11 protein-coding genes are annotated in these 12,257 nt (G+C 69.1%); 8 read left to right on the plus strand and 3 right to left on the minus strand.

The window, feature by feature from the left end:
- The coding region (locus tag KGQ19_RS09535) for a transposase (protein WP_212008715.1) at window positions 1–920 on the plus strand (920 nt) is incomplete at its 5' end.
- Window positions 921–1,142: 222 nt separating this feature from the next.
- Complete coding sequence (locus tag KGQ19_RS09540; RefSeq protein WP_307856378.1) at window positions 1,143–2,219, plus strand: helix-turn-helix transcriptional regulator; 1,077 nt, start codon at window positions 1,143–1,145, stop codon at window positions 2,217–2,219.
- Between the two features lie 146 nt (window positions 2,220–2,365).
- On the opposite strand, the gene KGQ19_RS09545 is transcribed toward KGQ19_RS09540, so the two are convergent.
- Complete coding sequence (locus KGQ19_RS09545; RefSeq protein WP_212008716.1) at window positions 2,366–2,827, minus strand: VOC family protein; 462 nt, start codon at window positions 2,825–2,827, stop codon at window positions 2,366–2,368.
- Window positions 2,828–3,166: 339 nt separating this feature from the next.
- On the opposite strand from KGQ19_RS09545, the gene KGQ19_RS09550 reads away from it, so the two are divergent.
- The 5 genes from KGQ19_RS09550 to KGQ19_RS09570 all read left to right on the plus strand — a co-directional run bounded on the left by KGQ19_RS09550 (window position 3,167) and on the right by KGQ19_RS09570 (window position 8,846).
- Complete coding sequence (locus KGQ19_RS09550; RefSeq protein ID WP_212008717.1) at window positions 3,167–4,408, plus strand: branched-chain amino acid ABC transporter substrate-binding protein; 1,242 nt, start codon at window positions 3,167–3,169, stop codon at window positions 4,406–4,408.
- Window positions 4,409–4,509: 101 nt separating this feature from the next.
- The gene (locus KGQ19_RS09555; RefSeq protein ID WP_212008718.1) at window positions 4,510–5,463 is read left to right on the plus strand and encodes a branched-chain amino acid ABC transporter permease; all 954 of its coding nucleotides are present in this window, start codon (window positions 4,510–4,512) and stop codon (window positions 5,461–5,463) included.
- Between the two features lie 7 nt (window positions 5,464–5,470).
- Complete coding sequence (locus KGQ19_RS09560) at window positions 5,471–7,297, plus strand: branched-chain amino acid ABC transporter permease (protein ID WP_212008719.1); 1,827 nt, start codon at window positions 5,471–5,473, stop codon at window positions 7,295–7,297.
- Window positions 7,294–8,136, plus strand: a complete 843-nt coding sequence (locus KGQ19_RS09565) for an ABC transporter ATP-binding protein (protein WP_212008778.1) — start codon at window positions 7,294–7,296, stop codon at window positions 8,134–8,136. The genes KGQ19_RS09560 and KGQ19_RS09565 overlap by 4 nt, the downstream gene beginning before the upstream one ends.
- A complete protein-coding gene (locus KGQ19_RS09570; protein WP_212008720.1) occupies window positions 8,133–8,846 on the plus strand; it encodes an ABC transporter ATP-binding protein in 714 nt (237 codons plus the stop codon). Before KGQ19_RS09565 ends, KGQ19_RS09570 begins: the two co-directional genes overlap by 4 nt.
- Here KGQ19_RS09570 and KGQ19_RS09575 read toward each other — a convergent pair.
- Window positions 8,828–10,597 carry an AfsR/SARP family transcriptional regulator gene (locus KGQ19_RS09575; protein ID WP_212008721.1) on the minus strand — a complete coding sequence of 590 codons (1,770 nt, stop codon included), beginning with the start codon at window positions 10,595–10,597 and terminating at the stop codon, window positions 8,828–8,830. The two genes, KGQ19_RS09570 and KGQ19_RS09575, sit on opposite strands and share 19 nt — an antisense overlap.
- A gap of 303 nt (window positions 10,598–10,900) precedes the next feature.
- The gene (locus KGQ19_RS09580) at window positions 10,901–11,599 is read right to left on the minus strand and encodes a hypothetical protein (RefSeq protein ID WP_212008722.1); all 699 of its coding nucleotides are present in this window, start codon (window positions 11,597–11,599) and stop codon (window positions 10,901–10,903) included.
- A gap of 112 nt (window positions 11,600–11,711) precedes the next feature.
- On the opposite strand from KGQ19_RS09580, the gene KGQ19_RS09585 reads away from it, so the two are divergent.
- Window positions 11,712–12,233, plus strand: a complete 522-nt coding sequence (locus tag KGQ19_RS09585) for a hypothetical protein (protein WP_212008723.1) — start codon at window positions 11,712–11,714, stop codon at window positions 12,231–12,233.
- Window positions 12,234–12,257: the final 24 nt, after the last annotated feature.

Genomic DNA, 12,257 nt, shown 5'->3' on the forward strand with positions numbered 1-12,257 from the left:
TGCTGGGCCATCTACCCGAGGCCGAGTTGGGCCCGAGAGCCGCCGACGCGGTCGGGCTGCTGGCGCTGGTGGCCGGGCAGGACGTCGAGCCGGCCGAGGGCTCGGACGGCCGGGACGGGCGGTGGCGCATTGCGCAACGCACGGTGCCGGACCGGACGGTTTCCACCGTCGACCCGGCCGCCCGACACATTCACAAGAACCGCAGCCGGCACCAGGAGGGTTTCCGGGCACACGTCGCGTTCGAGCCGGAGGTCGGGCTGTTCACCGCGGTCGAACTCGCCGCCGGGTTCGGCCCAGACAATCATGAGGCCGCCGTCGCCGAGCACCTGCTGGCCGACGAAGACCCCGGGCTGACCGTGCTCGGCGACACCGCCTACGGCACCGGACGGCTGCGCCGGATGCTGGAAGCCGACGGCCACACCCCGGTGCTCAAGCCGCCGCCGCTGCAACAGGCCGTCCCCGGCGGCCTCACCGCCGACGACTTCACCGTCGACACCACGGCGGGCACCGTCACCTGCCCGGCCGGGCACGTCAAGGCCCTGGGCAAGCCACAACGCAACGGCCAACGCCAAGCACAGTTCAAGGCCCTGTGTCGGGATTGTCCGCTGCGAGCGCGGTGCACGAAGTCCAAGACCGGCCGCGTGTTCAGCGTCCACCCCGACTGGGACGTGCTCAAAGCAGCCCGCGACCAGGCCAGGACCGACCCGGCCTGGCAGGCCGAATACCGCCGCTGGCGCCCACCGGTGGAACGCGCCATCGCCTGGCTCGTCGCCGCCGGCAACCGCCGCGTCCCCTACCGAGGCATCATCGCCAACAACACCTGGCTGCACCACCGCGCCACCGCCCTCAACCTACGCCGACTGGTCAACCTCGGCCTCCACCACACCAGCGGCACCTGGGCACTGAGCACCACCACATGATCGAGGGAGCCGCCCCACACGAGGACGGCCCCCCATCACAAGATCTTCATTAGCGTTCTAGGGCGGGTCTCTTAATTGTTTGACCTCTCGGGCCGAGGATGAGCAAATGGTGCGTGCTGAGGTGCTCTCTGATGAGTTGTGGATCGAGCCGGTGTTGCCCGGTCCTGGTGTGCGGGCGGGCCGCCCGTGGAACGATCATCGTTTGGCGCTTGAGGGGATCGTGTGGCGGTATCGGGCGGCACCCTGCCGGATTACGTCAGCCCGATCATGGTGTGGGGTGACGTGGCACGGCCGACAGCTCGGGTATTGACGTTGCTCGAGTTATTGCAGTCCGGTGGCACTCGTACCTCTGCTGAGCTGGCCGAGCGGCTGAACGTGGATGGACGCACGGTGCGCCGCTACGTGGAGCACCTGCGTGCCCTCGGCATTCCGGTGGATTCCGTGCGTGGCCGTTACGGCGGTTACCGACTGGCGCGCCACTACCGGATGCCTCCGTTGATGCTCACCGACGAGGAAGCACTGGCGGTCGTCTGGGGGCTTCTGCAGACGGGCCGGTCGGGGTCTGGTCCGGCCTCGATCGGTGACGTGGAGGCCGCCACCTCGAAGGTGCGCCGGGTACTGCCCCCGGCCCTGGCACGACAGATTGACGCAGTGGTCGAAACCGTGAATTTCACCGGCGGTCGGATCGGCGAGGCAGAGCGCACCGGGGGTGGCGAGCAGGCAAGCGCGAGAGTGCTTCTTGGACTGGCGCGGGCGGCGGGGGACCGGCGTCCGATTGCCTTCGACTACATGCCGCGGCACGGACGTGCACGGTTACGCACCGTTCATCCGCACGGCATCGTCGCCATGCACGGGCTGCTCTACCTCACCGGCCACGACGTCGGGCGCCAGGCGGAGCGGACGTTCCGCCTGGACCGCATCGTCGGCCTGCGCCTGTTGGAGGGAACGTTCGAGGTGCCGGATGACCTGAACCCGGTGCAGCGGGTTGTGGGCCCGCTCGCGGCGGGTCCCGGGCGACATGAGGTGTCAGTGCTCGTCGACGCTGACGCGATGCATGTGCGAGCGTTGTTCCCGGAGACGCTGGCGTCGGTCGAACCGGTAGCCGGCGTCGCCGGAGATGGTCACTGGCTGAGAATCTTCGTACGTGCCGAACGTTTGGAATGGGTCGCGGGAAGATTGGCCGCTCTGGATCGACCGTTCGTCATTGAGCAGCCGAAAGCTCTGCACGGGGTCGTCGCCGCGCTGGGACAGAAGCTGATCGCCGCGGCGATCGTCGATCCCAGCGGCGACTCAAGCTAGGACCGCGTGACGCTCGCGCAGACTCCGGCGGCACGAGGAGCGCCCGATCGCGAGGCAGGCGCCTTCAGCGGTTCCCGTTCACGCCGGGACTCCTCGTTCAAGGTCCGTCAGGTCGCGTCGTACCGGTGCTCGACCTGCGTCTGTGGTCAGTCCGCCTTGTTGGTGGGCGGTGGCATCTTGGGTGTCCGGTTCTGCTGCAGTTGCAGCGCCTGCGGCGTGACCGGCGTGTAGAGGTTGATGAGTGACCCTTCGGGGTCGCGGATCAGAACAGACATGTTCCCCCAGGGCATCATCGTCGGCGCCTGCACGATGTCGAGGGCATCGCCGAGTTCGGTCTTCATGAGGGCGAGCAGGGATTCGACGTCCTCCACGACGAACTCGACGATGGCGGTGCGGTTGGCCGCCGCTCGCGGTGGGTTGTCCGTGATGAAGGCGACCCGCTCCGGCGTGCTGAGCGCGAATGTCGCGGACGGTGTCACCAGCTCGACGAAGTCCTCAGTCAGGTACTGCGGGGTGGCGCCGGTGAGGACCTCATAGAAGCGGACGAGTCGCGGTAGGTCGTCGGTGATCACGCGGACGGAGGCCAGCTGGACGGTGTTCGTTGTCATGATGGCGACGCTATCTCGAATACCGGACATAACCTGTCCGGATAGTTAGCGCTCAACTCGTGGCCGGACCCGCACTCGCGGTCGGAGCCGCCAGGGTGGAGCTGGCCGGCCAGTCGAACCCTGATCCGTCGCCCAGCGCGTAAATCGACCGTAAATCGAGCCCGGCTACTGTCCGGATCAAGCTCGAATCCCGTCTATCCCCGCGGGTGCAAAGCGGCCGGTCGGTTTCGGACGGGGCTGTCGACAACTGCTCTCCGGTGCCGTGGCGAGGTGCGCTGGCAGAGTCTTCGCGCCCGCCGGCCATTCCCTCACCATTTCCTTGCTTGAAGGAGCAGTTCAGTGTTTCAACGTTCCCTGGCGGTGCTCGGCGCGGTGGCCGGAGTCTGCGGGCTCGCCACCGCCTGCGGTAGTCGCAGCCAGTCCGGTCACCAGGCCTCGGGCTCCGGCGGTGGCGCCACGGTCGTCAAAATCGGCCTGGACGCGCCGCTGACCGGGGGCTTGCAGGCGCTGGGCCTGGGCATGCAGTACTCGGCCCAGCTGGCCGTTGATCTGGCGAACAAGCAGCAGGCGGTCCCGGGGGTCACCTTCCAGCTGGTGGCGAAGGACGACCAGGCCTCGGCCAGCATCGGCGAGCAGAACGCGGCGGCCTACGTGGCCGATCCGGCGGTGGCCGGGGTGGTCGGGCCGCTCAACTCGGCGGTGGCCCAGTCCATGCAGTCGGTGTTCAACCAGGCCAACCTGGTCGACGTCTCCTCGGCCAGCACCAACCCGTCGCTGACGCAGGGCCCGAACTGGAAGACGGCGAAGACCCGGGCCTACCCCTCCTTCTTCCGGGACATCACCACCGACGCGGTCCAGGGCCCGTTCGCCGCGGACTACGTCTTCAAGACCCTGGGCATCCACACCGTCGCCACCGTGGACGACGGCCAGACCTACGGTGTCGGGCTGGTCGAGACCTTCAGCGCCGAGTTCAAGAAGCTCGGCGGCCAGATCGCCCTGGCGCAGACCGCGACGGCCAACACCACCGACTACAGCTCGGTGATCAGCGCGATCAAGAGCTCCGGGGCGAAGCTGGTCTACTACGGCGGCGAGTACCCGGCCGGGGCGCCGCTGTCCAAGGAGCTCAAGGCCGCCGGGCTGAACATCCCGGAGATGGGCGGCGACGGCAACGAGGACCCGACCTACATCAAGACCGCGGGCCCGGCCTCGAACGGCGACTTCGCGACGGTGCCCGGGGCGCCGCTGGCCGCGCTGCCGTCGGCCAAGGACTTCATCGCGCAGTACCAGGCCGCGCACTTCCCGGCCCCGTACGCGATCTACGGCGGCACCTCCTACGACGCGGCCGAGTCGATCATCTTGTCGGTCAAGGCGGCGCTGGCGCAGGACGGCGGCAAGGTGCCGGCCGGCGACGCCTTCCGCTCGCAGGTGGAGAAGGCCGAGCAGGCGGTGTCCTTCGACGGCGCCACCGGCCCGGTCGCCTTCGACCAGTACGGGGACATCGGGTCCAAGGTGATCACCATGTACAAGATCGAGAACGGTGCCTGGGACCAGGGCGTCTACTCGGGTGCCTTCGCCGGCTGAGACCGCTGTCGGGCGCGGCGAGCCGGGCGAGATCCCGCTCCGCCGCGCCCAGCGTCTCACCATCCGCATATCAGGAAGCAAGGAAGCAAGGATAGCCCCGCGTGTCTGTCACAGTACTGCTTCAGCTGGTGGAGAACGGCCTGGTGCTCGGTGCGATGTACGGCCTGATCGCCGTCGGCTACACCATGGTCTACGGCACCATCCAGTTGATCAATTTCGCCCACGGCGAGATCTTCATGCTCGGCGGGTTCGGCGCGCTGACGGTGTACGCCTGGATCCCGGGCGTGGCCCATCTGCCGCTGCTCGCCGCCCTGCCGCTGATGCTCCTGGGCGGCGTCGTGGTCGCCGTGGCCGCCGCGGTGGGCGCCGAACGCCTCGCGTACCGGCCCCTGCGCGCCGCTCCCCGGCTCGCCCCGCTGATCACCGCCATCGGCCTGTCGCTGGCGCTGCAACAGGTCGTCTCGCTGTGGTACCGGCTGCCCGGGGGCGGGAACGCGAAGGCTCCCGTCGCCTTCCCGTCCTTCGGCGGCAAGGCGTTCAACCTCGGCGGAGTGCTCGTGCAGCGCGCCGATCTGTTCACGGTGATCGCGGCGGCGGTGTGCATGGCCGCTCTGGCCTGGTTCGTCGCCCGCACCAGGTCCGGCCGGGCCATGCAGGCCACCGCGCAGGACCCGGACACCGCCCGGCTCATGGGCATCGACCCCGACCGGATGATCGTCGTCGCCTTCGCGGTCGGGGCCGCGCTGGCCGCGGTCGCCGCCCTCACCCAGGGCCTGCGGTACGGCCAGATCTCCTTCGACATGGGCTTCGTCGCCGGGCTCAAGGCGTTCACCGCCGCGGTGCTCGGCGGGATCGGCAACGTCCGCGGCGCGATGCTCGGCGGGATCGTCCTCGGGCTGGCCGAGGAACTGTCCAGCGGCATCCTGGCGCACTTCCGGGACACCGCGCAGTACGGCCAGGCCTGGGCCGACGTCTGGGCCTTCGTCCTACTGATCCTGGTGCTGCTGCTCAGACCGCAGGGGCTGCTCGGCGAACGCGTCGCGGATCGGGCGTGAGGCGGCGATGACCACTTCCTCTTCCTTGTCGACCGGCCAGACCGGCGCGACCGGCCTCACCAGCCTGAGCCGCGCCACGCGCCGCCGCCTCGGACAGGGCGCTCATCCGCTGGTGGGCAAGTGCCTGATCGCGCTGGGCTCGGCCGCCGCGCTGGGCTCCACCTTCCTGGCGTGGACCTGGACCACGGCCTTTCCCGGCGACCTGACCGTGACCGGATATCCGGGCGGCAACCAGCTCATCACCCTGTTTCTCAGCATACTGACACTGCTGGCGCTCGCACCGGCCCTGGTCCCGGGCGGACTGCCCGGCACGCGCTGGATGGCGCCGCGCGGCAGTGCCCGGCTGCTGCGGGGCCTGGCGCTGGCCAACGCGGCTTCGACCGGGTACGTCGTAATCGCCATCGCGTGGGAGCTCGGGGGAGTGGCGAACTACGTCGCGGGGACGTGGATCGCCGGGGCCTCGGCGTTGCTCGCTGTTCTGGGCGCGTGGTTGCTGCCCGACGACGACCACGAGCCCGCCCCGGCCCGGCCGACGCCGCGCTGGGCCCAGGTCGTCGTGGTGTTCGTCGTGGTCATGCTGGGACTGCTGGTCGCGGACTTCGGGGTCACCACCGGGTTCTCCGAGGAGTTCATCGGGTTCTGTCTCGGCGCCGGCTTCGCCGGCCGGGGCCTGGCCGCCTCCGGTCTGTTCGACCGCTTCTCGGCCCTGACCGCGGCCAACCGGACCGCCACCGGCTGCGCGGTGCTCGCCGCGGCGGTGTCGTTCGTGTTCCTGCAGTCCAGCGACGCCTACACCAGCGTGGCCGACAACATCCTGATCTTCGCCACGGTCGCCCTCGGCTTGAACATCGTGGTGGGCCTGGCCGGACTGCTGGACCTGGGATACGTGGCCTTCCTCGGCGTCGGCGCCTACACGGCCGCCCTCGTCTCGGGCACCGCGGCCTCCCGGTACGCCCACGTGGTGCTGCCGTTCTGGGCCCAGGCGCTGATCGGGGTCGCGGTGTCGGTCCTGGCCGGACTCCTTATCGGCGCCCCGACGCTGCGGCTGCGCGGGGACTACCTGGCCATCGTCACGCTCGGCTTCGGCGAGATCTTCCGCATCACCATGAACAACCTCGACGGGCAGTCCGGTCCGCAGGTGACGAACGGCGCCGAGGGCGAGTACGGGATCCCGGACCTGCGGCTGTTCGGCTACGACTTCGGCCGGCCGCACACCGTCCTGGGCCACACGCTCGGCCGGTTCGGCAACTACTACCTGCTGCTGGTCCTGGTCATCGCCGTGGTGATCTTCATCTTCGCGCGGGTCGACGACTCCCGGATCGGCCGCGCCTGGGCTGCGATCCGGGAGGACGAGACCGCCGCGGAGGCGATGGGCGTGCACGGCTACCGGTTCAAGCTGCTCGCCTTCGGACTCGGCGCGGGCCTGGCCGGGCTGGCCGGCACCATCCAGGGCCACCTGACCTCGACCGTGACCCCGGACCAGTACACCTTCAGCTCCTCGGCCCCGCCCAACTCCGCCTTCCTGCTGGCGGCGGTCGTCCTGGGCGGCATGGGCACCATCAGCGGGCCGCTGCTCGGCGCGTCCCTGCTGTTCCTGATCCCCGACAAGCTCCAGTTCTTCCACAACAAGCAGCTGCTGCTGTTCGGGATCGCGCTGATCGTGATGATGCGGTTGCGGCCGGAGGGGCTGGTTCCCGACAAGCGGCGGCGTCTGGAGTTCCACGAGCGGGAGACGGCCGCCGAGGAAGCGTACGAGGAACTGGTCGCGGACGGGTTGGACGGGGCGGACGGGTCGGACGGGTTGGACGAGTTGGAAGCCGGGGCCCGAGCATGAGTATCCAGCCAGCGAACCCGCCCGCGTCCGGGACGGCACCGGGCTCCGAGCCGATCCTGCAGGCCCGGGGCGTGACCATGCGCTTCGGCGGGCTGACCGCCGTCGACGGCGTGGACCTGGACGTCGCCGGCGGTGAGATCGTCGGCCTGATCGGTCCGAACGGGGCCGGGAAGACAACCTTCTTCAACTGTCTGACCGGCCTGTACCCGCCGACCGCCGGTTCGATCACCTTCCGCGGGCAGCGGCTCGCGCCGAAGCCCTATCGCGTGGCCGAGGCCGGCATCTCCCGCACGTTCCAGAACATCAGGCTGTTCCCGAACATGACCGCGCTGGAGAATGTCATGGTCGGTCGGCACTGCCGGACCAGGGAAGGTCTGCTCTCGGCGATCGGCCGCGGACCCCGGTACCGGGCCGCCGAGCGCGAGGCCCGCCAGACCGCCCGCGAGCTGCTGTCGTTCCTGGACCTGGACCGGCACGCCTCGGCCATCGCGCGCAGCCTGCCCTACGGCGACCAGCGCAAGCTGGAGATCGCGCGGGCGCTCGCCAGCGATCCGGGTCTGCTGCTGCTCGACGAGCCCGCGGCCGGTATGAACCCGCGCGAGACCCTGGCGCTGCGCGAGACCATCTTCAAGATCCGGCAGCGCGGCCTGTCGGTCGTCGTCATCGAGCACGACATGCGGTTCATCTTCAACCTCTGCGACCGGCTGGTCGTGCTGGCGCGCGGCAGGAAGCTGACCGAAGGACGGCCTGACGAGGTCCGGGCCGACGAACGAGTCATCGCCACCTATCTCGGGACGGCTCCCGGGACGGCGGAGCAGGAAGCGAGTGATGCCCGGTGACCGCGCTGCTGAGCGTCGAGGCGCTGCACGTCGCCTACGGACGGGTCGAGGCGGTGAAGGGCATCTCGATGCGGGTCCTGCCCGGCCAGACGGTGGCTCTGCTCGGCGCCAACGGCGCGGGCAAGACGACGACGCTGCGTACGCTGTCCGGACTGTTGCGCCCCACCGCCGGGACGATCCGCTTCGCCGGCCAGTCCTTGGAACGCGTCCCCGCGCACCACATCGTCAGAGCGGGCCTCGCGCACTGTCCCGAGGCCCGGCGGATCTTCCCGCGCATGACCATCGAGGAGAACCTGCGGCTCGGCGCGTTCATCCGGGGCAACGAGGACTTGGGCCCGGACCTGCGACAGGCCTACGAACGCTTTCCGATCCTCGGCGAGCGGCACGACCAGATGGCCGGCCTGCTCTCCGGCGGTGAACAGCAGATGCTGGCCATAGCCAGGGCCCTGATGTGCCGGCCCAGGCTGCTGATGCTGGACGAGCCGTCCATGGGGCTCTCGCCGATCATGATGCAGCAGATCCTGCGGACGGTCGCCGAGCTCAAGGACGCGGGGACCACGATCCTTCTGGTGGAACAGAACGCCCAGGCGGCTCTGGCGCTGGCCGACTACGCGTACGTCCTGGAGACCGGCAGGATCGTGGTGGAGGGCACGGGCGCCGAACTGCTCGCGGACGAACGGGTGCGCGAGGCCTACCTGGGGGAGGGCTGAGCTGGCGTGGGTATGGGCGTGGGCCGGCTCAACGGCGAACCCGACGTCCGCCAGGGCGCCGAGTTCGCCGAGCCGGGTACGGCGACGCGCTCGGGTACGGCGACGAACTCGGGCTCGGCGCTGAGGTGTTTCAGCGCGGATCCGAGCCGTTGCCCGGGGCGGGAAGCAAGGCCGGTGGCGAGCTCACGGATGGCGGGCGGGTGCCCCGCGCAGCGGGAGGCCAGGGCCCTGGCCGCGTCCGGTTCTTCGCGGACCCGGGCCGTACCGATGAGCGCTTCCAGGAGGGCGAACGCCTCGCCGGCGTTGAGCCGGGGCACCTCGTGGTGGACCGCACCGCCCAGGTCGGGCAGGGTATCGCGGCCGGTGACGAGGAAGGCCGATCCCGGCGGGGCGGCCAGCGCGTCCTGGATCTGCCGGACCGAGTCGACGTCGTCGAGGATGACGAGCACGCGGTGGGTCGCGAGCAGTCCCCGCAAGGCCCACGCCCGGACCACGGGATTGGGCGGAACTTCGCCGACGGGTAACCCGGTGGCGCGCAGGAGCGCGGTGAGGACCGCCGCTCCGGACATCGGGCCGCCGTCGGGCTCGGTCAGCTTCACGTAGATCTGGCCGTCGGGGAACGCGGGGGCCAGGAGATGGGCGGCACGCAGAGCGAGGGAGGTCTTACCGATGCCCGGCCCACCGCGCAGGGCGACGACGCGGGGCCCATCCGGCTCGCAGAGCTCTCGGCGGATGGCCGCGAGCAGATCTGCCCGGCCGGTGAAGTCCGTCGGGCTCGCGGGCAGGGGACCGACTACGAGTGCTGATGTGAGAGGTCGGCGCTGCCCTGGGTCCGGTCTTCCCGCTTGTGCCGGTGACTGCGTGGGCTTCCGCTGCGCGGGGATCGGCGCGGCGCTCGTCGCCAGGTTCGCCACCGGGCTTGCCGCGGGGTTCGCCCCCGGGTTCGCCACGGGGCTCACGTCCCGGACGAGGATCCGGCGCTGCATGGCACGCAGTCCGGGCCCGGGCCCGATCCCGAGTTCGTCGCGCAGTGTCCGCCGCGCGCGGGTGTAGGCGTCGAGGGCATCTCCGGGCCGGCCGGCTTTGTGCAGTGCCAGCATCAGCAGTTCGTACAAGCTCTCGCGGAGTGGGTATTCTTCGATCAGTCTTCTGATACGAGCGATCGCGCACGCGGTTTGGTCATCCATGTTCACCTGGGCCGTGAGCGCGGTCTGCGTCGCCTCGATGTAGAGCTCCGTGGTCCGGGCGCGTACGCCCTCGGCGAAGGGACCCGTGATACCGGCCAACGGCGGTCCGCGCCAGAGCAGCAGGGCCTTGCGGCACAAGGCCCGCGCCCGTGCGGGCTCCTCGGCCAGGAGCGCCACCGCCTGGTGGATGTCGCTCTCGAACCGGTCCAGGTCGAGATCGATATCGAGATCGACGTCGAGGCTGGAGCCTTCGCCGGAGTCGGACGCGGAGCCGGAGAGCACGTAACCGTTGCCGGCGAAAACGATCGCGAAACCCCGACCGGCTTCCCCGGCTCCGACCGGCTTTCGCAGTCCGGAGATGTACTTTCGAATAATTCCCACGGCCGACTTCGGCGGTGATTCACCCCACAAGCCGTCAATCATGGAGTCGACGGAGACCTGGCCGCCGTGGGCGAGCAGGAGCATGACGAGAACGGCTTGTTGTTGCGGGGGTCCGAGGCGCAGCGACTCACCATTCTGTTCGGCCCGTACGGGACCGAGTATCCGGATCTTGGACTCGCTCACGTGCTCCAGCTCCTGTGGCGGGCGGCCGGTTCGATGGTGAGGACATGACAAAAACTTGCCACACAGCATGCGGGATGCCCTCAATCGTCATCAGCCTTATATGTGATCGATCGAGCGCCGCCGAGTCTACGGCCGTGGTGTCGCCCGGGCTGACATGATGTTGAGGTGACTTCACGCTGCGTGTGCTTTTGGCGTATCGATCAGGCCGGGGTCTGATGAGATCTCGTTGAGCCGGGAAGAATGCGCCGCGGCGGGCCGGTTCCGATATCCCAGGTTGTGGAGCGGCCGTTCCACTTGACGCCATCAAGACCTGGGCGCGAGGGCCGAGGAGTCCAGATAGGGAACGCCGCCCGCGCGGTCGACCGCCGCGAACAGCGCGAGCGCTTCCGGGTCCGTGCCGATGGCTCCTTCGCAGGCTTCTTGGTACAGCTCTATGTACTGACGAAGGAAGTCACCGCGCAGTGTGTCAGTACCGCGCCCGGCGAACGAGGGGCCGGCGTGGAGGACCATGAGGAGCAGATTCCGTACCCGCTGCTTACCCGGTCCCAGTGCGGCTTGGAAATAGGGGATGTTCAGGGCGCGGGCGCTACGGCGCGTGTAGAAGCGCAGGCGTGCGGCGGGATCGCCGTGGTCCTCACTCGCGGTGAAATGGCGTGGATCTTCGACCTCGGCCAGGACTGCGCAGGGATCGAAAGTGTCCCGCCAACACGCCAGAGCGCGGTCTAACAGCGGTCCGCCGACACCGCCGCCTCGCATCCCCGGCCGGGCCGCGATGTAGGACAACAGCACGATGCGAGGAGCGGGATTCCACTCGCCCACCGCGATGGCGGCCACGGTGTCGTCAGGCTCCACGGCGGCCCAGACAAGGTGCTGACCGGAAGATGCCAGCGCGGCGATGTCGTCGATGGAACACAACTCGTCCGCGGGGAAGGACGGTACCAATATGTTCTCATATGCCATAGTCAGCTGTTGGCTCGCCGCGATCAGCTCAACGAAATCCATAGCGATCATCTGTCCAGTTCATCCTGCGAGTGCTGCGGGATTTCCAGGTCTTTCGGATAGTCCCACAACGGAATCCGAAGTGATTCAATGGTCTGTGATGGCAGGGGGAGAAATGGCGGATGGGCCGAATGGTGCCCGGGGCGGCGCCGGCTCGTTGTGGCAGACGGTGGGCAAGGCGTTCGAGCCGCTGCGGGACCACCCGGTGTTGGCCTTCTCGCTGGCGTTCGGGTTGCTGATCGTGGGAGGCGCGGGCGTACTGGTGACGGACGGAGCCGACCGGGTGGTGGCGGCCACGGTGCTGGCCGCGCTGCTGCTCGTCTATCTGTCCGGGCTACTCGCGGCTCGCGGGACAGGTGGCACAGACGGCATAGGCGGCACAGGCAGGACACCAGGAGCTGATGACGACGCCGGTGCGGCACAAGCGGCTGCGCCGCCCAGGACCCAGTACGACGGCCTGACCTTGGACATCGGCAATCGCAACACCTTCTCCGCGGAGAACAGCCTCAACCGCGGGAAAGGCCGGATCAGCGTCGGCAAGCGGAACAAGGTGACTCTGACCGGCTCAGGAAACGATCCCGCCGAGAGCGACGAGCAGCCGCCCCCAGGACGGTTACCGAAGGGGGAGACTTCTTGAGGCTGCGTTTTCGGCTCCGGCGAA

Origin of the sequence: Catenulispora pinistramenti, assembly GCF_018274385.1 — a bacterium.
GTDB classification, from domain to species: Bacteria; Actinomycetota; Actinomycetes; order Streptomycetales; family Catenulisporaceae; genus Catenulispora; species Catenulispora pinistramenti.

What these genes read in the sequence shown, in the direction of transcription:
- KGQ19_RS09545 (WP_212008716.1), bottom strand. Translation starts at nt 2,827, where the DNA reads ATGACAACGAACACCGTCCAGCTGGCCTCCGTCCGCGTGATCACCGAC.
- KGQ19_RS09560 (WP_212008719.1), top strand. Translation starts at nt 5,471, where the DNA reads ATGACCACTTCCTCTTCCTTGTCGACCGGCCAGACCGGCGCGACCGGC.
- KGQ19_RS09565 (WP_212008778.1), top strand. Translation starts at nt 7,294, where the DNA reads ATGAGTATCCAGCCAGCGAACCCGCCCGCGTCCGGGACGGCACCGGGC.
- KGQ19_RS09580 (WP_212008722.1), bottom strand. Translation starts at nt 11,599, where the DNA reads ATGGATTTCGTTGAGCTGATCGCGGCGAGCCAACAGCTGACTATGGCA.
- KGQ19_RS09585 (WP_212008723.1), top strand. Translation starts at nt 11,712, where the DNA reads ATGGCGGATGGGCCGAATGGTGCCCGGGGCGGCGCCGGCTCGTTGTGG.